Consider the following 23,898-nt stretch of genomic DNA (forward strand, 5'->3'; position numbering starts at 1 on the left):
ATCTTATTTTTTTATTTTATATACTGATTTTTCGCAATTCACGGCTTGGCCAGATAGTAACATTGATGGTCGTATAAATGTCCATCGTAGGTTAACTCGGCCTGATGGAGAGTACCTTCATAAATAAAACCGTGGCGTTTCAAAACCTGTTGTGAGCGCTCGTTATGGGGATAGCAATTTGCGGTGATGAGGTTTAGTTGGAGGGTGTTGAATCCGTAATCGAGAACAGATTGCACCGCTTCCGTCATGTAGCCCTTTCCCCAATGGGATTCATCGAGCCAGTATCCCAGCATGCGTGCTTGCGGGTTTTCACGCTTGGGATCTGGAATGATGCCGACTGAACCGATCAAACGTCCGTCTTCTTTTAGGATGATAGCCCATATCCCGGACTGGGATATAAATACGGAACGAAGGATTTCTTGTGATTCTTCTAAGGATCCGTGAGGTTTCCAGCCGGCATTGTTTCCTATATTCGGATTTTGGCAACATTCGAAGAAGGCTTCCGCATCACTTTCCCGGAAAGGGCGTAATAGTAGCCGTTCCGTTTCAATCGGAGCATCAGGTTCATTACCGGTTTCTTCCTTTCTGTATACACATTCCACTCGATTGCCATCCGGATCGAGTATGACGCTTTCGAAATATCCATCGCCCGAAGTCCGCGGTTCGCCGGCTATGGTATACCCATCGCTACGGAGTTGTTCAGTAGTGCGGAGAACGTCTTCTTTGCTTTGGAAAGAGAGAGCAAAGTGCGTGAGTCCCAACTTGTTCTCTTCTATCGGAGTGTTTTGCACATCTGTGCGGCTCATTAATTCTAATGCCGCGCCATCATCAAAATAGATGAAATAGGACTCGAAACCCTTTTTCGGATTGATGTATTTTTCATTGCTTGTTCCGTTAAAGTAGCGGATATAAAACTCTCTCAATTCTTCCAGGCGAAAAGTCCAGATGGCGATATGATGTATTTTCATGCGATATAATAGTTTGAATATCTGTTCTTTGTAGTTAATTAAAAACTACTTTTCATGCAAATATAATGATTATTCCTTATAAAAGCCTACCTTTGCGCCCTAATTAAAAGAAATGATGACATTTAAACAGATGAATATTTCGGAGCCGGTGTGCCGTGCGCTCCTTGAAAAAAACTATTCTACTCCTACTCTTATACAAGAACAAGCCATACCGGAAGCTCTGACAGGGCGTGATCTATTAGGACTGGCTCAAACCGGAACCGGTAAAACGGCGGCATTTGCCATACCTATCATAGAACAATTGCTTGCCGACCCCACATCTCAGCAGAAAGGTGCTCCACGTAAGATTCGTGCTCTTATCCTTACTCCAACGCGTGAGTTGGCAATCCAGATTGATGAATCGCTGGCAGACTATACACGATATACCACGTTGCGCCATACCGTTATTTTCGGTGGGGTAAAGCAGAAGTCGCAAACCGATGAATTGCGTGCCGGAACGGATATCCTGACGGCTACTCCCGGTCGTTTGCTCGATCTGATGTCACAAGGATTTATCCGCCTCGACCATGTGCGGCACTTCGTGCTTGACGAAGCTGACCGTATGCTCGATATGGGATTCATCCACGATGTGAAGCGCTTGTTGCCTAAGCTCCCACCCAAGAAGCAAACCTTGTTCTTTTCGGCTACCATGCCTGATAGTATTGACCGCCTGGCTAAAAGTTTATTGCGCAATCCGGCGAGGGTGGAAGTCACTCCGGCATCCAGCGTAGTGGAAATCATCAGTCAGTCCGTCTATCGTGTGGAAAAGCCTCAGAAGAAGGAATTGCTGGCACAACTATTACTCGGAGAGGCCGGACATCAGGTACTTGTATTTTCCCGCACCAAACATGGGGCGGATAATATAGCACGTTATTTATCACGTCGTGGCATCACTTGTGAAAGTATCCATGGAGATAAGTCACAAAATTCCCGCCAGCGTGCATTGAGTAATTTCAAGGAAGGTCGTTCCAATGTAATTATCGCTACGGATATTGCGGCACGCGGTATTGATATCAAAGGTTTGGATTTGGTTCTCAACTACGATTTGCCCGATGTACCGGAAACTTATGTCCATCGTATCGGACGTACGGGACGTGCGGGTTGCGAGGGACGTGCCATTGCCTTTTGTTCGGGCGAAGAAGTGCCGATGTTGCGTGAAATAGAGAAACTTACAGGTATCAAACTGGAGCAACGGAAACATGATTTACCGCCTTTGGAGGAGACGAAAACAGCTCCGGTTGTCAATGTTGCACGAAAGGTACAAGCGAAAGCACCGGCAGAGAAGCAACAAGGCAAGCAGAACAATAAGAGGCGGGAGGGCAGAAAGCCTGCCGAACCCTTGAAGAATACTCAGCAAGCAACGGTTGTTGCCGAAAAGCCCAAACGTCATAATCGTCCGGCGAAACCGATATTAGCTCGGGAATCGCAACAAAAGCAATCGGCGGATAAAACGGAGCAAGCATCCAGTCGTTCGGCAAAGTTGCGTTCGCGTTATGAAAATTATGAATGATTGGCTATAGTTTATCTAACGATTAAAGTTTTCCATTGGTGGAGTTGGTTTATTCTGGAAAAGAAATGAATAAATAGATACGCGGACGACGCGGACAAGGCGGACGAACGCGGATTTTTATTTTTCATCCGCAGATGACGCAGATAACGCTGATTCTTTTTCAATCTTCCACTAAACATAGCGCAGCTTTAAAAATCTGTGTTATCTGCGTCATCTGCGGATGAAAAATTACTTGCATACCGAAAGGCAATTTTACTCCGCGTTCGTCCGCCTTGTCCGCGTCGTCCGCGTACCTATTTTACTCATTACCGTATAGAAAGAAATAGCTTTCGCCAACGGATTAAAGTTGTATTTCTTAATAAATGAACTTGTAAAATAAATTAGTTTTTATGCTTCTTGTTTTGTTCGAAAAGAAGAAAAAAGGTGATAGTTAAGTACATAGAAAATCTTTTTTATTCTTTTAAAAGTTTGTATATTAGCGCCTTGAAGATACTCGAAAATGTATTTTATTTTTGTTTTAAGTGTCTCTAACCCTAAGGTGTAAAAAGTAATATGATCGAAAAGAACAAGAGTTTAAGTGTATTTCTCCTTCATTTCTTAGAGCGTTTAAATGGATGTGAATCCATTGAAAAGAAAATCACGGAATCATTGACGGATATTTGTACTTTCTATAAGTTTAAAAAAGGATTTGTCTATCAGACCGATGGTTTTCGCTATTTCTTCCTGAAAGAAACCATTGGAAATGAAGACCATTCTCTGAAGCCTCGCTTTGAGATGAGTGAAATGACCAAAATACATTCCGATCGTATGAAGGTCAAGAACCGTCCTTTTTATGCCAGTAGAAACGATGACAATTCCTTAGTCGATCTTGACGTTCTGGATTTTTATGGAACGGACTCCTTGCTGGTCCGTCAATTTGAAGATAGTGAAGGAAAGATTATCGGGTTTATTGGATTTGCGGATAGGGAGGATACAACTCCTTTCACGGATGAGGAATTGCAAACCATTCATCTATTGCTGGGGTCGCTTTCTAAAGAAATAGCCGTTCGTGAATATAAAGAGCGGGAAGTGCGGGCAAGCAATACGCTGGGTAGCATCATGAACAATATGGGAGTCGACATTTATGTGAACTCTTTTGATTCTCATGATATGTTGTATGCCAATGCGTCTATGGCGGCTCCGTATGGTGGCATTAAGCATTTTGAAGGAAAGAAGTGCTGGCAGGCCCTTTATACCGATAAAACGGGCGAATGTGAGTTTTGTCCTAAAAGACACCTGATCGACGAAAACGGTCTACCTACTAAAGTTTACTCCTGGGATTACCAACGCCCGTTCGATCAATGTTGGTTTCGTGTATTCAGTGCGGCATTTCCCTGGATAGACGGCCAGATGGCACATGTCATTACCAGCGTTGATATCGACCATCAGAAAAAGATAGAAGAAGAATTGATAATAGCCAAGGATAAGGCCGAAAATCTGGATCGCTTGAAGTCCGCCTTTCTGGCTAACATGAGTCATGAGATTCGTACTCCGTTGAATTCCATAGTCGGTTTCGCAAGTATGCTTGTTGAGGAGGAGGATAAAGAAGAGCGTCAGGGCTATATTGAAATCATGCAAGAGAACACGGAATTGCTCTTACAATTGATATCCGACATTCTGGATTTATCCAAGATAGAGGCGGGAACGCTCGATTTCAACATGGGATATTTGAATATCAGGGACTTCTGTGAAGATATACTGCGTGGTTATGAAATCAAGGAAGATAAGCCTGTACCGGTTGTGTTGGCTTCCGGTCTGCCCGATTATCGTATCTATACGGATAAGAAACGTCTGATGCAGGTCATCACCAACTTTATAAATAATGCTCTGAAATTCACCAGTAAGGGGCAGATCACTCTGGAGTACCATTTTAAAGAGGGGACCAATGAAATAGAGTTCTCGGTTACGGATACGGGTATCGGCATCGCACCGGATGCGGTAGGTCAGGTTTTCGACCGATTTGTGAAGTTGAACACATTCTCCAAGGGCACCGGCTTAGGGTTGTCCATCTGCCGGAGTATCGTGGAGCACCTTGGTGGCACGATTGGCGCCGAATCGGAAATAGGGGTCGGGAGTCGTTTCTGGTTTACGCATCCTTGCGCGGAATCGGCCTGATTATGGAGTAGTCTATTATTTATAAACTAAATTTATAAGCTAATGAGAAACAAAACGTGGAAGTATCTGGTTGTTACATCTGCAATATTCGTGTTATCAGCTTGTGGCGGAGGCACAAAAAAGCAAGTAAATGAGGATGTAAGTATGGATAGTGTAAATGTGGTGTGCGATGGCCTGAAGACATTGCAACTGGATGAAGTGAAAGTTACCTGGATACAGGATAATGCGAAAGAGCGCCTGATGGAAAGAACGCTTTTCGCGGATGCTGACGATAGTCTGATAGAGAGTTTGAAACTACAAGGCGGAATACCTTCGTCCATGAGTGCTTTTCTGGTAGAAACGGGTGGAATCCGAATCCTGTTCGATACGGGCATGGGAGCACCGGATAGCCGTTTGCTATCGGGCTTGGCTTCTTTGGGAGTTACCCCTTCCGATATTAAATATTTGTATCTCACCCATTTCCATGGCGATCACATCGGTGGAATGATGAAAGGGGATCGTGTTGTGTTTCCTGATGCTGAAGTGTATGCATCGAAAGTGGAATATGATGCCTGGCTCAAGATGCCTGCCGACAGGAATGCGCAAGTGTTGAAAACGATGAATGCTTATAAAGACCGTTTGCATCTGTTTGAGTTCGGAGAAACATTGCCGGGTAATGTCGTTGCGATGAATGCTGAGGGACATACTCCCGGGCATACCGTGTTCCAGGCGAACAAATTGTTGGTGATTGCCGATCTTATCCATGGAGCCGCCCTTCAGTTGGAGCATCCCGAAATCTGCGCTACGTATGATATGGATAAGGAGAAGGCGGTGAAATCACGTAAGTATTTCCTTCAATATGCCAAAGACAATGGTTTGACGATGGCAGGTATGCATTTGCCGGCTCCGGCATTCAAATAGTATTTTCCAAATTGGTACTAACAGAGGGTGTTTCTTCACCCTCTTTTGATTTTTCCAAAGTTTTCGGACGCTTCATAGGAGAGGGTTTCTTTCCGTATTTACGTTCTTTTTCCCAAGCGGCTTTTCGGGCTTGGTATGTTTCGTATTGCTTTTCTAAATAATTGTCGGCCATGGTGTAATCGTTTAAAATAAAGTTGCTTATCGTTGGGTAGGTAATGAGAACTCTTGCCAGTCGTACTCCTGTCCGTTTTCATCGGCTACGGCAACGCGTATGATGACTTCTCCCGTCTTTATCCGTTCTCCGGCATTGATGCTGGCGGTATATTTCACACCTTCATGAGGCTTAATCTGCTCTATCATGACCGAGGGTGAAATATAGATACGCTTCATGCCCGTGATTTCGGCCACTACCGGTACTACGTTGAAAGCTGTTCTGTTTCCTTCGTTTATGATTTCGAAGATCACTTTACAATTTTCGCCTGAGTTGATTGTGTGGTCGCGATTGGCGTCAATGAAACGTATATTATGTATTCTCAGATTCTCGATAGCTGATGAATATTGGGGTTGGGGTCTGGAAGGTTGAGTCCTTTCTACCCGGTAGCTATATTCTTCTGTCTGCTTGGGGGCGGTAGCGGCATTTGCGATGGCTGCTCCGGCGATGGTCCCGACGATGGTACCAATGGCGGAACCCCGGTAGCCACCTCTCCATCCTCTGTTGCTTTCGCCAATGAGGCCTCCGATGGCGCCTCCCACATTTCCTCCGATGGATGCTCCGGCCAACACCGCGCCCGGGTCACCTGCCGCCATACGATTGGTACTACATCCGCTACATAGCATGGCTAATGCTAATATTCCTATGAAATACGTAGTAATTCGTTTCTTCATATCTGAATTCTTTAACACCTGCTTGATAACCGTTGATTTGCCTATCTGACGAGTACCCATTACGACTTGAATGAACTTTCGCTGTTCTTTAAGCCGATTCATAATTACTTGATATTCTGATCTTTTATACATAGGGTTACATTTTACTCAGTGCACTAAGTGTTTTTACTCAATACAAAGATAACAAATATATTAAATTAATAATCATGTGTTTACGAAGAAAATCCGATTTTTGCAATTAGACAAGTGTTCTGTAATACAAATGTGATCAGTACAACTTGTGAGAACCAGATAGCCGGAAAGGTGAGTTTTGGGAACAAAAGTTCTTTAGAATATTGTGGATTTGGAGGATATAGCCTATTTTTACGAGAAATAAAATGCAAGATTGGCTATGAGTGCTTTTCGTTCCATAGAAGAATTCGTGAAGAGTCTTTTGTAATTTATCCAACGGAAGGAACTTCTGTTTTTATAGAAGATTATGAGCACTTCCGAATTCCCGATGATGTGGTTGTGGTAGGGATGGAAAATGGAGCGAATTTTCAACGGATTCGTGGGCGGAAATACTTATTTGAGGACTTGAAAGTTCTTTTTGTGTCCCGTTATCCTCAATCAACAGATTTGCATACTTGGTTGCAGATGATTCATAGATATGGGAAGGGAGCAAGAGGGGTATATAATTGGATTATAAGAGACGGGCTGATTTTAATACAATGAATAACAAAAATAAAATCTGTATTTTATGGTAACAATATCTAACTTTGAACGCTATGTTCTTCCTAAGATTCTGGCGCGCGGTGAAGATTATTACGACTCTGGTGCTGTGCTGGGAATTGAAGAAGAGTCTCCGGGGGAATGGTTTGCAACAGTCTGTGGAACGGAGCACTATGAGGTAACCGTGTCGCTGGCAGGGGATGAAATTGCTGAGTGGGAATGTGATTGTCCTTACGATGGAAATATTTGTAAGCATGTGGTGGCTACGCTTCTGGCAATTCGTGATAATAGAAGCAAAGCCGGCTGTTTTTTGTCTGCTAAAGAAGTGGATGCTCGAATGAATATACTGGGACAGAGTGTATCCGAAATTGTGAAGGATAAAGAAGTAGAGCAGGTCCTTCGGTTTGTAGAATCGGATAAGTTATCCGGTTTTGTTTTGCAATATGCTTCTTCACATTCTGATTTTAAGTCAGCTTTGATGGAGGCTTTTTTGCCTAAGAAACCGGCGAAAAAGGTGGATTATCGAAGTGAAATAGAGAGTTGCTTTAATTCTTCATATAGAAAAAACTTCAAGAGGGGAAGATATTATGAACCAGAGATTGATTGGGATGAGTTATCTGATAAAATAGAGAAATATTTGACTAAAGCAACTTTGTTGTTTCAACGGCAGGCTTTGGAAGAGGCGGCGACAATTGCTCTTCAGATACTTCATTCTATAGGAGGTCATTATATTGAAGAAGATTTTCTGTATAATGATGGTTATATTGATTTTGGAATTAGTTGTGAAGACGCCGGGGATTTATTGCTTAAGGTAGTTCAACATTCGGATACGTCACAGGCATTGAAGGAGAATATATTGAGCGAAATTATCCAAATAGGTAAAATGGCAACATATCGTGAGTATGATATTTTTGATATGGATGATTTGATACAACAAATTATGCTTTCAGTGCAATCTAAAGAGGAGGCGTTGGCAACTGTAAACCAGCTTATAATGGAGAAGAAGGAACATTGGGACCTCTATAAGCTGGTGGTTCGGAAAATAGAAATATTAAAGGAATTGGGTAAGACTGCCGAAGTTGAAACTACGATATCTGAATTTCTTTATTTGCCTGAAATAAGGCGGCAGGAAATTGCAAAGCTATTGGAAGGGAAATGTTATGAGAAGGCTATCGGTATGCTGAATGAAGGGATAGTGATAGCTGAAAGAGCGGGAGAGCTTGGTATAGTAGGAGAATGGCAGGAACAATTACTTTCCATTTATGAGGAAATGCATGATGTCGCCAAAATTATTGAGATGTGTCGATTGCTATTTATTCATACGGATGGAAGTCTGGGTTATTATCATAAACTCAAATCATTGGTGCCTTCCATGGATTGGAAAGAGTACTTAAACGCATTGATGCAGGAAACCACTTTCTATGATTACTGGGGGACTGGAAATAATAAAGCCGAGATTTATATAGAAGAAAAGGATTATGATAAATTATTTGGTTATCTGTCCGCTTTGGAATACAGGCGTTTGGATGCTCTTTTGCAGTATGCCTCTCATCTGAATGCTACTCATTCCTCCCAAATTCTTCCTTTATTTACAGATGATCTTCGTACGTATGCGGAGAAAAATCTGGGGCGGAACCATTATGAATATATAGCCCGGGTGCTGCGAGGTATGCGGAAATTGAATGGTGGGAAGGAGGCCGTGAAACAATTGGTGGAAGAATTCAGGATCTTGTATAAACGTCGTCCGGCGATGATGCAGGAATTGGGGGAATTCTAAAGATTATCCAATTCACTAGTGTCTCTTTATTCATGGGACACTAGTGAATCGCTCTATTACAGAAAATAAAACTTTTATAAATTATAGTAGTACGATTTTATCTTTTGAGCCATTAGCCTACGGCGTTCATTCAAAAAGGAATCATAGTCAGTGTGTTCCATCTCAATTATGTTGGCTGGAATGCATTACATCGAGGTTGTAATGGTCGATGTTACGTTTTACTTGCCGTGCACCTTCTTGACGAACTAATAAGAATTTCTTATAAGTTCGATTTTCATCCAATTCTTTATCCTCGTAGATGTTTTTGATATGCATAGAGATATTCTCCTGCGTAGTATCATAAATTTCGGCTAACTGATTTTGAGTCAACCAAACATCTTCATTAGAAAAGCGTACATTGACTTTTGTTACGCCGTCTTCATCTTGATAGATGATGATTCCATTATTTTCTTTCATAAGTAGATATTCATAATTATTTCAGTTGCTTTCCTTCTATTCCTCTTCCTACACCATTGGAACCTATCAACACGTTCAGGCTGTTCAGCCTAATCTTTGCGTTGCGGATGGATTTATAGTTTTCTATGAAGATTTGTTCTATCATACTCAATGTTTTTATTTCACAAAGTTAGAAAAAGAAATTGTATAAGTGGTATGAGTGATGATGTTTTCTGCTGTATAAAGAAAATACAATTCTATATTCTTTCCACCTTCTTCACCCACAAAAAATAACTCTTCAGCAACGTCTCTTCCGGTATAAGTTCCATCATTCCGTGCTCTTCCAGATACAACTCCGTAGCCCTTGTAAACATCATCCCGTTCTTAAACTTGTTCCTGCGCAGGAAGCGGTAATAATCCATTCTCATTTCATAGTTGATTTCCTGTTCCAGGATTTTTACGGCTTCTTCTCCTAAATAATTGTAGGTTCGTGGATCTTTCCCTACACTGGGGCAGGGTAGGGAAAAGGTGATATTTCCCTGATCCCGCCATGACACACCTTTGGGGCGGGGAGTGGTGAGCTGTAGTAAGCAACTGTAAAGATTCTGATTTTTTGTGAAACGGATGGCACCCTCTATGGTACAATGCGCGTATGCGCTTTGCAGATAAGCCGCGAGATAGGGCTTTACCTGAATGGTAACTGTAATCATTTTGTATATTGTTTTGAAGTGAAAAATATTTCCATACGTTTGTGTCCCTGTGGCGGGGAGCGTTCCTCGGAGCAGTGGAAGAAGGCAGATGTGTTACTCCGGCAAACGATGGAAAATCAAATGATTACGGTATGTCGATGTTGCTCTACGACCAATAGGTCGTTTCTCTACGAGGAAGGGTGCTTTGCCCGTAGAGGAACGCATGGCTCTTCTACGGGACTAAATCACCCGCCTCTGACCTTTGGTGCAAATATCTGTCAAATTAACATTTCTGGCAAAACTTGAAGGCGGTGGTTAAAGATAGTATTGTAATGAAACATTTGTCTTTAATGCCTGTTTGTGACGTAGTATATGCGCGTGCAATAACGTGCGAAAAAATGAATGAATATGAAGACAGTCTATTTAAACAATTTTATGAGTTCGGTGGTCACTGAACTTGAAAGAAACGGGCAGTACAGTACCGCCCATGTATGTGGTAGCGTGTTACGGTCCGTGATGGCCTTTGATGGCGACGGGTTGCTCCTGTCCGGCATTACGCCCCTGTGGTTGAAGGCGTATGAGTATTACCTCCTCCATAAGGGCGAAAAAGGCCTGGAGTGGAATACAATCTCTACCTATATGCGTATGCTTCGGGCGGTTTATAACCGGGCAGTAGTGCGTAAACTGGTGCCTTTCGTTCCCCATTTGTTCAGGGAAGTGTTCACAGGGCGCAAGGCAGACCATCGGCGGGTATTGGAACGGGATGATATGCGGCAATTACTGGCAGAAAAGGATTTGGATATTATCTCTCCCGGTATGGAGTGGGCACGCGTATGTTTGGAACTTATGTTTCGCTTTCATGGGATGCCTTTTGTTGATCTTGCCCATCTTCGGAAGTCCGATTTGAAGGATGGCTATCTGACCTTGCGTCGCAGAAAGACGGGGATGCCGCTTTCTGCGCGTGTGGATAGTCGAGCTATGCAGTTGTTGGAGCGCTACCGGAACCGGGACGACACTTCGCCTTATCTGCTTTGTTTTTTGGATGGAAGTCTGGAAGGAATGGCTGCTTACAGGGATTACTTGCGGATATTACGCTTGCTTAACAGTAAACTGCGTGCGCTTGCTCTGTGGAGGAAAGTACAGGGTAAAGTGACATCGTACACGGCCAGACATACGTGGGCTACTGCGGGCAAGTACTGTCACATTCCCATTGAAATCATTTCCGAAGGGCTGGGACACGCTTCCGTAACTACTACCGAGGGGTATATGAAAGGGTTTGGAAATAGTCGGATGGATCGGGCGAATAAGGTTATAATGAATTACATATTTGAGAGCTAGTCTAATATGTTATTTGAAGATTAAATGCTTGATTTATAGTTTGATGTGAATAAATTACCTTGTAGGTAACGTAGATGTTATTATGGCGCAAAAGTAGATAATATATTTCTAAATCCCAAGAGAAATATATTTTATTTGCTTGTTTACATGCATTTATCAACCGGTGATTTATATTAGAAAACAAATACTACAGATTTTACAAGTTTCTTTTCCTGTATACAGGTCTGGCGAATGATTATTTTCTCCTGCACCGTGCAAATTTGTATACTACTTCCCTTACCCGTTTCTGGAAGCTGAAGACGGGAAAAGGATTATTGTACACCGTGAATCATATGTACATATAAATTTTTGTATATATCGGGCTTGTATGAGTCTTGTATCTTGCTGTATATGTGTATATCCGTTACCTACAAGGTAATGCCAGTGCATATAATGGATAAAACAGAACAATTACCATGATAACATCCAAAACACAAGCTGCCATCGCAGTACTTAACGACATCTATGCGGGAGGAGACATAATCCATGCGGATGCTTGCCAGCTTACAGAGCAAGATATGGACATCCTGCTTTCAAAGCTTTTAAGTGCCGGACTCATAAAACTGTCTGACAAGGGAGGTTCCCGTGATATACAGGTGTACAGTCCTGCACGTGACTCTTCTGATGTTTCCCTTCTTGATATCCTCGAAGCTACTGGCGAGCATCTGGATTGCAATCACCCCACTACTGAAGAATTTCACATGCGATATGGGAAAGCTGCGCAGAAACTCGGTATAGTAAACTATATCACAAGGGAATATCTGAAAGAGATAAAGCTGTTTGAGTTGTAAACGTAATTGGCGAAACCTTTTGAAAAGAAATACTTTCATATTGTCCCTGATTATGCTGCTGTTCTGTCTTGCAGACTTGCATTCTCAGATTCTTGCAGTGAAGAGTGATCTGCTGACGGGAATACTTTCTTCGCCCAATTTCGGGGTGGAAGTGAAGCTTTCCAATCGGCTCACATTAGAAGCTGGTTTTCATTACAATCCTTTTCCGGCAGGCGGAGACAAGCGTTGGAAACATTGGTTTGTGCAGTCTGAACTGCGCTACTGGATGTGCCAGCCTTTTGGCGGCCACTTCTTCGGTGCGCATTTGTTGTACGGAGTATATAATGTGGGAGGTATGAAACTCCCTCTGGGGCTCTTTAAAGGAGTACATTCTTCAAGATATGAAGGGGACTTCATGGGGCTGGGAGTATCATACGGCTACCACTTTATTCTCGCCCCCCGGTGGAGTATCGAGACAAGCGTCGGCGTAGGATTTCTGCATACCGGATACGAACGCTACCGTTGTTTGCATTGCGGTGAACAGACTGGAGGAGAACATAAAAACTTCATTGCGCCAACCCGGGTTGCGGTATCACTGGTATATCTGATAAATTGAGAGTTGTTTATAATTTAGTAATTTGTAATTAAACATAGAGCATGAAAAACTTAATCCGTATTCCTTTGACATTGACACTCTTGTTCGCTACGTGCTGTCTCTGTCTCGGGCAGGAGTTTTACCGGGGAGAACTATTTGTTACCGGACAACATTTTTCGCTGACGAATGGGCACCTGAATGTGGAATTGTCCGTTGACTTCGAAGGACTGAAAATGCCTTCGGATGAGTCGCTGACCGTGACCCCCGTACTTAAAAACGGTGAATACGAGCAGGAACTTCCTGCCGTACTCATCAACGGGGCGGAGAAACAAAAAGTATATCAGCGGACACAGGCTTTGGCGGCTGGTAAACGCAATAGCGCTAAGGCACGCACTTCGCCAATTCCGGCAGTGGTGATACGCAACGATCATGCGGTTTCCCGCGCGTTTACCTATAAAGTGTCGGTACCCTATGGGCAGTGGATGGAGCGGGCTATACTCTTGTTGCGTTCACAGGAATGTGCCTGCCATGGTAAGAAAGGGGATGTTTATGAAGATAAGATAGCGGATGGAATCCACCTGCCGAAGATAAGGGTATCCCGGTTGGATGCGGATATCGATGCCGAGTTTCTTTCATTGGTGAACTTTATTCAGCCTGCACCGGATAAGGACACGTTGCATTGCATAACGGGATCTATCCCATATTTCAAACGGAAGGAAGGACAGAAAGATGGGAAGCAACTTGGCGAACTCTCCGAGGAAAAGCAGAACTTCGAGATTTACTGCCGTCTTCGCGACGCACTGCATGATGTACGTCAGGAGATGGGTACAGAATTGGCGAAAATCAGTGTAACCGGTTACGGTGTGCCTGTGGGAAACCTGAAGAAAAACGAGACAAATGCCCTGATACGTGCTATTAAGCTAAAGGAGTATTTACGTGAAAACCGCCTGGCGGGAAGAGCCTTGCTGGATGTGAGTTGGATTTCTGAAGATTGGGACTCTATCACCAGTCTGGTGAGAAAAAGTGATATGTTACTGAAGGAGGCTACCCTCGATCTTATTAATAATATAGAGATTGTTAAAGGCCGCGAACGTATGTTGATGTCGTTTGCAGACGGAAAGCCTTACAAGTATCTTATGGAGAAGATATTTCCTGAAGTAATGCGTGTGGACTATCGGATAGAATACACCCGCAAGCCTCTGGGCGCTGCTGAAAGTCTTCAGTTGCTACGTAGCGGAAAACAGCGCGCCCTTCATCTGAATGAATTCTTTGCCGTGGCAGGTAGCTATCCGGTGGGTTCTACTGAATATAATGATATACTGGACCTTGCTGCAAGGCTTTTCCCGGAGAGCCCGGAAGCCAGCATCAATGCGGCGGCAGTGGCTTTGAGCAAAAAGGAACTGTCTAAGGCGCGTGGGTATCTGGAATCTTTTGCCACCCTTCCGATAGCCTATAATAACATGGGGATTCTTTGTCTGCTTGAAGGTAACCGGGATAAGGCGGAGGTGTATCTTACGATGGCGGCAGCTGCCGGAGTGGAACAGGCGATTCAGGCGTTGGAACAATTGAAAACTAAGGATTAAGGATTAAGCAATGAACAAATAACCATAAACGGTATAATATATGAAAACAAGTAATTATTTGTGGGCGGTGCTGGCAACAGCAACCCTTTCGCTGTCTGCATGCAGCAGTGATGAAAACGAGAATGGAATGCAGCCGAAAGAAAAGACTGCAAAACTTGAACTTACATTAGTGGGAGCACCAGCGGACAGCCGTGCTACGGGGACTCTGCCCACCACCGATGAATCCCAGATCAACCGCCTGACAGTAGCTGTATTCACCGGAGCGATGGGTAACCCTGTCAATGCCTTGCGAGAATTTACAGGCAAGGATATCAAAGACGCAGCGACTGGTAGTGGAAAGACGATTTCGATACTTTGTGAACCCGGCGACGAGCAAACAATCTATGTGGTAGCCAATGCTTCACCGGCACTTTTTGCGGGAGTAACCAACCTTGCCGGGTTCAAGGCCAAGCTGATGCTTCTTTCGGAAACGACCAAGGCTGCGGGAGCAGGTGAGATAACGGATGCACAAAAGGCCAATAACCTTCCGATGTTGGGAATAGTAAACAAACAGAATCTCACGGCGGGTGCAGAAGCCACGGCTACCGCGGAGCTAACCCGTCTTGTTGCGAGGGTATCCATAAGCAGCATCAAGACCGCTTTCGACAAAGCAGGGCAATTTAAAGATGCCACATTCAACGTGACCGGTATCTATCTGAAGAATGCGAACAGTTCCGTCAATGCGGAAAAGACTGGCAGTGTTCCTATCAGTGGGAGTGACAAGGCCAATAAATACCTGTATGAAGCGGTGGCTTCCCATACAGCTAATACGGAACTCACCACTCCGTACTATTTCTATGCATTTCCGAATGCTTCGGCTACACCGACCAAACTTATAATTAAAGGAACATTTGATGCAGATGGAACCGGTTCAACCAGCGCTCCCGTGACCCGGTATTATCCCATCACTATTAATAAAAAACAGGCGAACACCACTATTACAGGAGGAGAGGGCACAGACAAAGGCAGCATAGTGGCTAACACCCGATACGTGCTTACCGCCGTTATCAAGGGAGAGGGGGTAGACGATGATGATACAGAAATAGACCCTGCTACCTTGCAACTCACGGTTACTGTTGCCGATTGGGAGCTTACTATCAACCAGAATGTGACTTTCGAGTGATATTTCTACGAGACAGAATATGATATTATAAACCAATCCGTACCAGCCTATGCGAGTTCTCGGAATATTTCCCATCTTTCCGCTTCTTTTTATTCTTCTTTGTTGCGTTTCGTGCGTACGTGAGGATATGGAAGGTTGTGTCCGGTATGAACTGCATGTCCGTGCGGTGGATGCGGACGGGAACGACCTTACCGGAAATGGAGTTTTGCAGAAATCGGATATCTATCTTTTTAATGAACAAGGTTTCGTCAGAATGATTCCCTCTGAGGGCTTCTCGGAGTTTTCATTTGGAGAGGATAGGGGCGAACGGCTAACGCTCGTAGCTTGGGGTAATTTGAAAGAAGATACTCTGATTACTACGGAGATAGCACCGGGAACATCCCTGAAAGATGCGAAACTCCAGCTTCGGCAATATACCCACGGTACGCACATTCCAATAACAGACCTGTTCTATTGCCGCAGAGAAATAGGGGAGATAAACACGCGGGGTGTGGAAGGAACGGATATTACGCTCGTAATGGAACGTATGGTGGCGGGCCTCAGTATACGCACGCGTTATCTTGCCGAACGTTATCCTTATAACGGTGAAGCATACCGTTTCATCGTACACTGCATCGGTACGGAAATGGATTTTATGGGTGAGGCTTCGGGGGACGGAGCCGGATACGAACCGGTTTCCGTTACCGATGCCAAGGGGGATGTCTATGCACCGCTTTTTCATATATTCCCTACCGGGGAGGGAAAAACGTTGGAAATAGACGTCTACCGGAAAGATGAGAAATTATTTACTATCACTAAAGATAATGAACTTCGTCCTTTGTATGCCCCTGTGGGGCAACAGACCAACATTGATATAGACTTTCGTTATGCGGAGGTTAAGGTTTTTGTGAGTGTGGTTCCCTGGGGAACGGTCGGTCAGGATGTAGAAATGTAAGTAAGAAATGTATGAATAGGTTATTTGAATACAGGGTATACCCGAAAACGGAAGAACCCATACCGTTTTGTTGGAAGGTACTTTTCGTGCTGTTCATGCTGGGTACACTGTTGGCAATGACGGCTGTGTGCAGTTCTTGCCAACCGGAAGAAGGGGGTATGGAGGATTTGGATATGGAGGAAGGTTTGCCCGCTACCATTCGGGTGGAAGTGCAGGGGGAAGAACAGGCGAACTTCGTTACCCGGACAGTCAATGAGAGTGTGATCAGTGACCTGCACATTTTGGTCTATAACAGTGCGGGTGAGCTGATCGGACAGAAATACCAGACGGGTAGTTCTACGGTTACCATTAATACGCGTAGTGCTACCGGATGTACCATATATGCCGTTGCCAATACGGATAAAGCTGACTTGTTCAAGGGATATACCATGCATAAGGAGTCTTATCTGAAAAGTATGGTATACAGCCTGACCAATTGGGATGACTTGAATAAAGGCACCAATCTGCCAATGACGGGAAGCATGAAGAGTGTGAATATCAAGACGGGAACACAAACTTTATCTGCAAAACTGGTATTAACCCGTATGGTAGCCAAAGTTGTATTGAATATCAAAGTACAAGAGAGCAGTGGGATTACTATTACGAATTATTCCGTAAAGAACATTCCTGCACGTTCCTATTATGTAGCCCGTGTATCGGAAGATGCCGTTCAGGCTGCTACTGCTGCACATTGGAAAGAAAGTGGGGTTATAACTACGTCTGGAGCAACTTCGGTGAGTAAGACTTTTTATATGTTTGAGAACCGTAGGGGAACTAAAACGATTTCTGCCCAGAAAGATAAAACGACTGCCAATGCACCTGCCAATGCTACCTGTGTAGTCATTCATGGATTAGTTGGTTCTATAGCCGTAACGTGGACAGTGTATCTTGGCGAGAACAATACGAACGATTTTAATATTAAACGGAACAGTTATTATACTTATAACATTACGCTGAAGGCTACATTTGATGGATATGGTATGACTAGTGACTCCAGGGTTATTGTTGGGGTTGATCTCAGCACAGAAGGCTGTGCAAACTGTTATCTGGCGGCTACAGATAATGCATGGTATAATTTCAATGCAACCGTAAGAGGCAACGGTGAGACAGAAGATTATGCAGCACAACAGTATGGTTCGGGCATAAGTTTGATGCCTAGTAGGATTACAGGAAGTACGAGTGCTGTAACAATTCCCAAAGCGCAAATAAAAGATGCTATTCTCGTATGGGAGACAAATAGTGGAATTATTACCTCTTTAACATGGGACGATAATTCCGGGTACGTAAAATTTAAGACAGGAATTGCCAAAGGGAATGCTCTGATAGCTGTGCGAGATAATTCAAACCAAATATTATGGAGTTGGCATATCTGGCGTACCGATGGAGTGAATTTGACAGAATTAAATAAAAACCATACTCTAAAGATAAAGACTAATACTAAACGGGAATGGTATGCAAATACATTTCCGGATGAAGCTGTAAAAAGGATAGCCATGCGTGAACGTGAATTAGTCTTGATGGAGTGTAAATTGGGCGCATTATTAGACAAGGGTAATAGCTCTCTGACGTTTGAGGGAAACACCGGAGCCTTTAACTTGAATTATCAGTTTGGGCGGAAAGATCCTTTTCCCTTGAATGGTACAAATGGTTCGACCAGTGATACTTTTTATACAAAAGCTGTAGATGCCAAGATGACAGGGAGTGCTATTCAAAATAATTTGGATTATAGTATCCAGCATCCTGATATATTTATTAAGGGGGATAATTGGATAAATAATGCAACATTGAATTCCAATCAATGGAAAGTCTCGAACTGTTTATGGGGTGACAATGATACAGCGAAAGGTAAGAGTAATAGTACAAATCCTCCTCCTTGTACAATTTTGGATCCTGCTCCTTGGGGTACGGAAGATGAACGTGGAAAAAAGACAATCTATGATCCTTGTCCTGCAGGCTGGCGTGTTGCTCCGGCGGATACTTGGACAGGGATTGGATATAGCGATATCGGATCTTGGTATAATTTATTGAATCTTGTTTGGAAAACGACAAGTGGCAGTAATTATTTTTTGTATTTTGGTGGTATGACGGGCGCGACTGCCTTTTTGCCGGTATCTGGTTTCCGTAATGGTTCTGATGCCCTAATTAAAGGAATAGGAACAAATGCATACTTATGGATGGCATCTCCTTGTGGTCCAGAATATACAATGGCATGCGTTATGTATGCTGGAACTGATCAGATACATATAGCACATGCAGGAAAACGTTCGCTCGGGTTTTCAGCGCGTTGTGTTAAAGAAGTATCTCGGTGAGTAAATATTCCGTTTAATCAAATGGCGGTAAAGATATGAATGGGAATGTGATTTTTGTTTCAAAAATGACACTTATACGTTTGATAAGATAAATAAAAGACTAAAGACACGTTTAGAATGAAAGAGTTCAATATTGCATCGAACTCTTTATTTTATGCTTTTACTCCGTTTAACTTTATAAAGCGTCAACTTTTTCTGTTATCAAGTATATTCCAATACTTTAATGAACCTTGTTTTATTGGAGAAAATGTGTTATTTTTTTACGTATATAAATGATAGAACTCATGGAAGAAGAAAAATATCAGAAGAAAAGAAAGCTAAAGGAAAGAACTGTGAGTAGGACATGGGAAACTGCGATGAAACTTTAAAGGTCGTTTGATAGTGAACAATCTTAAATTTTACTGTAGTTAATGAGATATATAGATAACCGAGCTTTATTACAGGGCTATGCAACGAAAAATAAATAGTATATTCATATTGTAAATCTGTATCCTGTTTGACTGGAATATACTTGTGGATAATATCCTTCGAAAGCAACTATTATATATTTATTGGTTTACTTTTGTAGAAAACATCCTTATGTGAAGAATTATCCTATAAATGCAATAGGCAACAAATATATTAGAGTAGCTAAAGGCTATTAAGCTGCAAATTCATTCTATGAAAATATGAATGATAAAAACAGTCAATATAGAATTGATGTACTTTTATTGGTGGTTGGGGCGAATGATTTCTCTAAAACTGAAAGAGCAGAATTAGGGTGATAGGGTAATTAACAAGCTTTCAATAGATTTGCACAATGATTTTCCTGATGTGTAGGGCTTTTCCTGTCAAAATCTATACTATAGTAAGAACCTCTATGAATTCTACACGGAGTAAATACACTTTTTACCCAGTAATGTAATTGTTTTCCAATTGCTGTTCAATCACCATCCATAACTTTCTATTTATTGAATATTGTTTTCTAGCAGATCCCCCCCAAAAATATCCTAGATAAAAATATTCAAAATCTAAACAATACCATTTTTATTTTATATTTTTGCAAAAGAATAGACAAATCAAAAAAAGATAATGAATAGATTTGGACATAGAATTAGAGAATTACGTGAAACAGAAAGACTTTTACTTAGGCAAGTCGCTTCTAATCTGGAAACAGATATTGCTCCTATGAGTAAACTAGAGCGAGGCAAACGTAAAGTAAAAAAGTAAGTCTTAAAATTAGCACGAATGCTCAATGCTAATCTTGATGAGTTATTAACCTTGGGGTTGGCAGATTAAGTATATGAATTGGTGAAAAATCCAATAGTAGGTATTGAAAATTGTAAAAACTGAAATGACAAACAAAGATATATGAATTTAATAAATAAGGGTATACAAAAGAAACTGGTACAGATAAGTGAAGATGGTAAGTTTATAACTTATCTGCGTCAAGGAAAGAAGCCTCGTAGTTACACAAATCCCGAAGAAATAATACAGGCTGAAACATACTTGAAATTGATATTTGATTATGGCTATAAAGCTGAAAAAATCAAATTGTATGAGTCTGTTAAAATGGGTAGCGGATCTAAAGAAGCTGATATTATTGTATATAAAGATGATGAATGTACAGAACCATATATTGTTGTTGAATGTAAAAAACAAGAAGTAAGTGAAGCTGAGTTTCAGCAAGCGATAGAGCAAGCTTATAGTTATGCTTACGCATTGCCGAATGATGTAAAGTACATTTGGGTAACTTCCGGTATTAAAAATGAATATTATGAAGTAAACAAAAATAAATATTCTCGTGTAGGTAAATCAAATATACCCAAATATGGTGTACACCAACTCCCGAATTATAATTTTGTATATGACGCAAAGAGTGTTTCGATACAAGAAGGAGAACAGACATTTTCAGATTTATCGGTTATTACACAAGATGAGCTAACCCGCACTTTTAAACAAGCTCATGATGCTCTTTGGGGCGGTGGTCAATTAAATCCTTCAGAAGCTTTTGACGAACTCGACAAACTTATTTTTTGTAAAATATGGGATGAACGTAAGGATCGACGAATAGGAGAACCTTATGATTTTCAAATAATAACAGTTGACAAGGACGAAATTAAAAACTGGAATAAATTAGGTGAAAGAGAGTTGAATCAAGCGATTCGAGATTTAGAAAACAGAAGGTTAACCGAAAGAATAAATAAATTATATGAAGAAGGACGTAAAAAAGACCCGGAAGTGTTCAGAGATAATATTCGTCTTTCTCCCGAAAAAATAAGAACAGTTGTAGGCTATTTACAAGGAATAGATTTAAGTCAAACTGATTTAGATGCCAAAGGAAGAGCATTTGAGACTTTTATGGATTCTTTCTTTCGTGGAAACTTTGGCCAATACTTTACCCCTCGTCCAATCGTGAAATTTGTAACAGATGTGCTTCCTATCACAAATGAATCTTTGGTATTAGATACTTCATGCGGTAGTGGAGGTTTTCTTTTATATTCATTAGATAAAGTTCGTAAACAGGCTAGTGAACTATACCCCAATTACAAAAATGATATCAGACAAAATCAGAGGCATTATAAACATTGGCATGATTTTGCTGAAAAGAAACTTTATGGCATAGAAATAAACGAGCAAATATCCCGTGCGGCTAAAATGAATATGATTATTCATGATGACGGACATACTAATGTTATAACAGCAGATGGACTTCTTTCACCGGAGAAGTTGGAAGAGATAACGAAGAACAGAGGTTTTCAATATAATAGTTTCGATTTTATTGTAACCAACCCTCCTTTTGGTAGTATTGTTCGTCAAACAGAAAAAGCTTATATAAGGGAGTATAAGCTCGGCAAAAAAGAAGATGATTGGTTGGCTGTAATAACTAAACCTGAAACTCAAAGAGATAATCAGAGTACTGAAATATTATTCATAGAACAAGCCTATCATTTTCTAAAAGAAGGTGGATACTTAGGTATTGTTATCCCGGATGGCATTTTGACCAACAGCAGTTTACAATATGTGCGTAACCAAATTGAAGATTGGTTCCGGATCGTTGCTGTCGTATCTATGCCCCAAACTGCATTTATGTCAACAGGAGCAGGAGTGAAAAGTTCGGTAATTTTTTTGAAAAAATGGACGAAAAAAGAATCAGAAAAGATTACTGTTCAAAAATCCACTTTACAACAGGCTTTAAGAGAAGAGCAGAGATACTTAATGCGTATAGAAGCATTAGACAAAGAAAAAAAGCAGATTGTCAAAGATTGGGCTGGATTTGAAAACACAACAGGAAAAACCGATAAAAAACAAGTGGAGGGTACAGATGCTTTCAAAGCATGGAAAGCAGATATAAATGCATTGTATTCTCAAAAAGTGAGTGACATAAAAGACGAGCTAATCGAATTATATCAGATAAAGAAAGCTCAAACACTTGCCGATTACCCTATTTTTATGGCTATTGCGCAAGAGATTGGTTATGATGCAACAGGTAAACCGACTGCAACTAATGAGTTGGATATAATTAGTGAAGAGTTAACCAAATTCATAAACTCAATTGAGGAGGACGGATTATGATTTTAAGAGGTATATTAGATCATTCATTAAATGGGCAAATATGTATAAGAGGGTTCGCTCCCATTAAAGAGTTAGCTCGTATATCAAAAGCTGATTATTCCTATCAACGTAGTCCTATAAATCGAAGTGATATTACAGATTTTCTTGAAAACCAATCCTATTTGTTTTTTCCGGAGATTATATTGGGATATAAGTTCAGACACTCATTTGCAAAAGGAAAATCAAGCCTTACTCCTATGAAAAGTGTTCCTGAGGGAAAATCATACAAATCTAATGTCGATAATACACAAATAAAATTTAGAACAGTCGATTATAAACAAAGTCAGGATATTCGAGGGGAAAATAGTATACAAGTTGCAGAATTAGTTTTTGATGATGTAGAGCTTTCAAAGCTCATACAAGATAATATGCAGCCTTTATCCCGAATAGATGGCAATCATCGTTTGCGTGCAGCAGAAAGTGTAAATTCATCAAAAGTGGAGAGAATGATCGCTCCTTTTTGTATAATACTAGGTGAGGAAATTTACGGTTCGGAAACATTGAATGCTATTAATGAATTTGATAAAGCTACTAAAGTTTTTTTTCATAATATTAATACAAAAACAATACCTCTTACTTCTGAAGAGAATCTAAAAGTACTTATTGATGACCAGATTTGTTTTCCTGATAATGAACTTAAAGATATTTTAGGAAAAGAAGGAGTCTTAGTGCGTCAGTTAATTGAAAAATATAATTATAAAGAGTTTACTGGAATTGAGCATATTATTGGTGACAACTTTCGTTCCTGTTATCTTGATATTTTTAATATTCTTGAAGGTAAGAATAAAAATGTAAATAAAGTTCTTGACGCTCTTAAATCTGTTGATCGTCTTTATGCTGATAATGACAGATTAAAAGCAAATTCAAGTTTTGGTTTATTATATGCTTTCTTGTATTATTGGATTCTTGACAAGAAAGGGAAGTTTTCAATGTTCAAGAATTGGGTGCTCAATAATAATCTATTTGAAACAGAAGAGGTTTTAGCAGAAAATTTGATTAAGATTTTTGATAAAATTGCTGAGCAAGAAATCATGGTCTTTATTGCTATGCCATATTTTAGTGATGAAGAAGTTGAGGCGCATAATGATATATATAAGACGGTTATAGAAGATCTTAAGAATGATTATCATATAAATATAGGTCACTATGAAATCATGAAATATCAAGGAAAAACTGTTGATATTACACAAGATATTTTAAACAAAATTGAAGAGTGTGGAATATTTGTCGCCAATATTACCAACAATAATCCGAATGTAACTTATGAGATGGGGTGGGCGAGAGCTTTAAGAAAACCAACGATTTTAGTTAGAGAAGAAAAATCGAAAGAGCCTAAATCCGATTACAAAATGTTGTATCATGCAACTTATAAAAAAGAAGCTCATACAACACTAAAGAAAACTATTAGAGAAAATATGGAAGCTATTTTAGCTAAAGAATATGGATATGTTTTAGATAAATCGTAAA

19 protein-coding genes and 2 pseudogenes are annotated in these 23,898 nt (G+C 41.1%); 15 read left to right on the forward strand and 6 right to left on the reverse strand.

Features of this window, described 5'->3' with window-relative positions; all coding sequences use genetic code 11:
- Positions 1–38: 38 nt before the first annotated feature.
- Positions 39–968 (reverse strand): GNAT family N-acetyltransferase, encoded by a 930-nt coding sequence (locus tag K429_RS0120100; RefSeq protein ID WP_007215768.1) that lies wholly within the window; start codon positions 966–968, stop codon positions 39–41.
- 115 nt (positions 969–1,083) lie between these two features.
- On the opposite strand from K429_RS0120100, the gene K429_RS0120105 reads away from it, so the two are divergent.
- The 3 genes from K429_RS0120105 to K429_RS0120115 all read left to right on the forward strand — a co-directional run bounded on the left by K429_RS0120105 (position 1,084) and on the right by K429_RS0120115 (position 5,571).
- The gene (locus K429_RS0120105) at positions 1,084–2,517 is read left to right on the forward strand and encodes a DEAD/DEAH box helicase (protein WP_029327835.1); all 1,434 of its coding nucleotides are present in this window, start codon (positions 1,084–1,086) and stop codon (positions 2,515–2,517) included.
- A gap of 552 nt (positions 2,518–3,069) precedes the next feature.
- Positions 3,070–4,671 carry a sensor histidine kinase KdpD gene (locus K429_RS0120110; RefSeq protein ID WP_029327836.1) on the forward strand — a complete coding sequence of 534 codons (1,602 nt, stop codon included), beginning with the start codon at positions 3,070–3,072 and terminating at the stop codon, positions 4,669–4,671.
- A 42-nt stretch (positions 4,672–4,713) separates the two neighbouring features.
- Positions 4,714–5,571 carry an MBL fold metallo-hydrolase gene (locus tag K429_RS0120115; protein ID WP_029327837.1) on the forward strand — a complete coding sequence of 286 codons (858 nt, stop codon included), beginning with the start codon at positions 4,714–4,716 and terminating at the stop codon, positions 5,569–5,571.
- Here K429_RS0120115 and K429_RS0120120 read toward each other — a convergent pair.
- Positions 5,564–5,743 (reverse strand): hypothetical protein, encoded by a 180-nt coding sequence (locus K429_RS0120120; RefSeq protein ID WP_029327838.1) that lies wholly within the window; start codon positions 5,741–5,743, stop codon positions 5,564–5,566. The genes K429_RS0120115 and K429_RS0120120 overlap by 8 nt on opposite strands.
- Before the next feature lie 26 nt (positions 5,744–5,769).
- Entirely contained in the window at positions 5,770–6,456 is a 687-nt protein-coding gene (locus K429_RS0120125; RefSeq protein ID WP_029327839.1) for a hypothetical protein, read from the reverse strand.
- A 426-nt stretch (positions 6,457–6,882) separates the two neighbouring features.
- On the opposite strand from K429_RS0120125, the pseudogene K429_RS30040 reads away from it, so the two are divergent.
- Both K429_RS30040 and K429_RS0120135 read left to right on the forward strand, forming a co-directional pair.
- Positions 6,883–7,107: pseudogene (locus K429_RS30040) on the forward strand (hypothetical protein); the annotation flags it as partial.
- Positions 7,108–7,195: 88 nt separating this feature from the next.
- Entirely contained in the window at positions 7,196–8,944 is a 1,749-nt protein-coding gene (locus K429_RS0120135) for an SWIM zinc finger domain-containing protein (RefSeq protein ID WP_029327841.1), read from the forward strand.
- Positions 8,945–9,127: 183 nt separating this feature from the next.
- On the opposite strand, the pseudogene K429_RS0120140 reads toward K429_RS0120135, so the two are convergent.
- From K429_RS0120140 to K429_RS0120150, 3 genes and pseudogenes are all read right to left on the reverse strand, one after another.
- Positions 9,128–9,400, reverse strand: a pseudogene (locus tag K429_RS0120140) (cell filamentation protein Fic); the annotation flags it as partial.
- Between the two features lie 16 nt (positions 9,401–9,416).
- Positions 9,417–9,545, reverse strand: a complete 129-nt coding sequence (locus K429_RS30390) for an AAA family ATPase (protein WP_007215777.1) — start codon at positions 9,543–9,545, stop codon at positions 9,417–9,419.
- Positions 9,546–9,636: 91 nt separating this feature from the next.
- A complete protein-coding gene (locus K429_RS0120150) occupies positions 9,637–10,089 on the reverse strand; it encodes a hypothetical protein (RefSeq protein WP_029327842.1) in 453 nt (150 codons plus the stop codon).
- A gap of 381 nt (positions 10,090–10,470) precedes the next feature.
- On the opposite strand from K429_RS0120150, the gene K429_RS0120155 reads away from it, so the two are divergent.
- From K429_RS0120155 to K429_RS0120210, 10 genes are all read left to right on the forward strand, one after another.
- Positions 10,471–11,406: a site-specific integrase gene (locus tag K429_RS0120155; RefSeq protein WP_052340674.1), complete on the forward strand. Its 936-nt coding sequence runs from the start codon at positions 10,471–10,473 to the stop codon at positions 11,404–11,406.
- Positions 11,407–11,861: 455 nt separating this feature from the next.
- Positions 11,862–12,236, forward strand: a complete 375-nt coding sequence (locus K429_RS0120160; RefSeq protein WP_029327844.1) for a hypothetical protein — start codon at positions 11,862–11,864, stop codon at positions 12,234–12,236.
- Between the two features lie 52 nt (positions 12,237–12,288).
- Positions 12,289–12,831, forward strand: coding sequence for a DUF3575 domain-containing protein (locus K429_RS0120165; protein ID WP_044097007.1), 543 nt, complete (start codon positions 12,289–12,291; stop codon positions 12,829–12,831).
- Between the two features lie 41 nt (positions 12,832–12,872).
- The gene (locus K429_RS0120170; RefSeq protein WP_029327846.1) at positions 12,873–14,393 is read left to right on the forward strand and encodes a DUF3868 domain-containing protein; all 1,521 of its coding nucleotides are present in this window, start codon (positions 12,873–12,875) and stop codon (positions 14,391–14,393) included.
- A gap of 40 nt (positions 14,394–14,433) precedes the next feature.
- On the forward strand, positions 14,434–15,555 hold the full coding sequence (locus tag K429_RS0120175; protein WP_029327847.1) for a fimbrial protein: 1,122 nt from the start codon (positions 14,434–14,436) through the stop codon (positions 15,553–15,555).
- A 127-nt stretch (positions 15,556–15,682) separates the two neighbouring features.
- Positions 15,683–16,489: a FimB/Mfa2 family fimbrial subunit gene (locus K429_RS0120180; protein ID WP_044097061.1), complete on the forward strand. Its 807-nt coding sequence runs from the start codon at positions 15,683–15,685 to the stop codon at positions 16,487–16,489.
- Between the two features lie 11 nt (positions 16,490–16,500).
- Positions 16,501–18,837 carry a DUF4906 domain-containing protein gene (locus tag K429_RS0120185; RefSeq protein WP_029327849.1) on the forward strand — a complete coding sequence of 779 codons (2,337 nt, stop codon included), beginning with the start codon at positions 16,501–16,503 and terminating at the stop codon, positions 18,835–18,837.
- Between the two features lie 1,071 nt (positions 18,838–19,908).
- Positions 19,909–20,046, forward strand: coding sequence for a helix-turn-helix domain-containing protein (locus tag K429_RS30395; protein ID WP_155923450.1), 138 nt, complete (start codon positions 19,909–19,911; stop codon positions 20,044–20,046).
- Between the two features lie 141 nt (positions 20,047–20,187).
- Positions 20,188–22,392, forward strand: a complete 2,205-nt coding sequence (locus tag K429_RS0120205; RefSeq protein WP_029327850.1) for an N-6 DNA methylase — start codon at positions 20,188–20,190, stop codon at positions 22,390–22,392.
- Entirely contained in the window at positions 22,389–23,897 is a 1,509-nt protein-coding gene (locus K429_RS0120210; protein WP_029327851.1) for a nucleoside 2-deoxyribosyltransferase, read from the forward strand. The genes K429_RS0120205 and K429_RS0120210 overlap by 4 nt, the downstream gene beginning before the upstream one ends.
- The last annotated feature ends 1 nt before the right edge of the window (position 23,898 follow it).

The sequence above is a fragment of the Bacteroides sp. 14(A) genome (assembly GCF_000526555.1).
Lineage (GTDB): Bacteria > Bacteroidota > Bacteroidia > Bacteroidales > Bacteroidaceae > Bacteroides > Bacteroides cellulosilyticus.

Excerpts from the sequence above, each read along its gene's own strand:
- K429_RS0120105 (WP_029327835.1), top strand. The coding sequence starts at position 1,084 with ATGACATTTAAACAGATGAATATTTCGGAGCCGGTGTGCCGTGCGCTC.
- K429_RS0120165 (WP_044097007.1), top strand. The coding sequence starts at position 12,289 with ATGCTGCTGTTCTGTCTTGCAGACTTGCATTCTCAGATTCTTGCAGTG.
- K429_RS0120210 (WP_029327851.1), top strand. The coding sequence starts at position 22,389 with ATGATTTTAAGAGGTATATTAGATCATTCATTAAATGGGCAAATATGT.
- K429_RS30395 (WP_155923450.1), top strand. The coding sequence starts at position 19,909 with ATGAATAGATTTGGACATAGAATTAGAGAATTACGTGAAACAGAAAGA.
- K429_RS0120180 (WP_044097061.1), top strand. The coding sequence starts at position 15,683 with ATGGAAGGTTGTGTCCGGTATGAACTGCATGTCCGTGCGGTGGATGCG.
- K429_RS0120120 (WP_029327838.1), bottom strand. The coding sequence starts at position 5,743 with ATGGCCGACAATTATTTAGAAAAGCAATACGAAACATACCAAGCCCGA.
- K429_RS30390 (WP_007215777.1), bottom strand. The coding sequence starts at position 9,545 with ATGATAGAACAAATCTTCATAGAAAACTATAAATCCATCCGCAACGCA.
- K429_RS0120110 (WP_029327836.1), top strand. The coding sequence starts at position 3,070 with ATGATCGAAAAGAACAAGAGTTTAAGTGTATTTCTCCTTCATTTCTTA.
- K429_RS0120205 (WP_029327850.1), top strand. The coding sequence starts at position 20,188 with ATGAATTTAATAAATAAGGGTATACAAAAGAAACTGGTACAGATAAGT.
- K429_RS0120150 (WP_029327842.1), bottom strand. The coding sequence starts at position 10,089 with ATGATTACAGTTACCATTCAGGTAAAGCCCTATCTCGCGGCTTATCTG.
- K429_RS0120155 (WP_052340674.1), top strand. The coding sequence starts at position 10,471 with ATGAATATGAAGACAGTCTATTTAAACAATTTTATGAGTTCGGTGGTC.
- K429_RS0120115 (WP_029327837.1), top strand. The coding sequence starts at position 4,714 with ATGAGAAACAAAACGTGGAAGTATCTGGTTGTTACATCTGCAATATTC.
- K429_RS0120100 (WP_007215768.1), bottom strand. The coding sequence starts at position 968 with ATGAAAATACATCATATCGCCATCTGGACTTTTCGCCTGGAAGAATTG.
- K429_RS0120175 (WP_029327847.1), top strand. The coding sequence starts at position 14,434 with ATGAAAACAAGTAATTATTTGTGGGCGGTGCTGGCAACAGCAACCCTT.
- K429_RS0120185 (WP_029327849.1), top strand. The coding sequence starts at position 16,501 with ATGAATAGGTTATTTGAATACAGGGTATACCCGAAAACGGAAGAACCC.
- K429_RS0120125 (WP_029327839.1), bottom strand. The coding sequence starts at position 6,456 with ATGAAGAAACGAATTACTACGTATTTCATAGGAATATTAGCATTAGCC.
- K429_RS0120160 (WP_029327844.1), top strand. The coding sequence starts at position 11,862 with ATGATAACATCCAAAACACAAGCTGCCATCGCAGTACTTAACGACATC.
- K429_RS0120135 (WP_029327841.1), top strand. The coding sequence starts at position 7,196 with ATGGTAACAATATCTAACTTTGAACGCTATGTTCTTCCTAAGATTCTG.
- K429_RS0120170 (WP_029327846.1), top strand. The coding sequence starts at position 12,873 with ATGAAAAACTTAATCCGTATTCCTTTGACATTGACACTCTTGTTCGCT.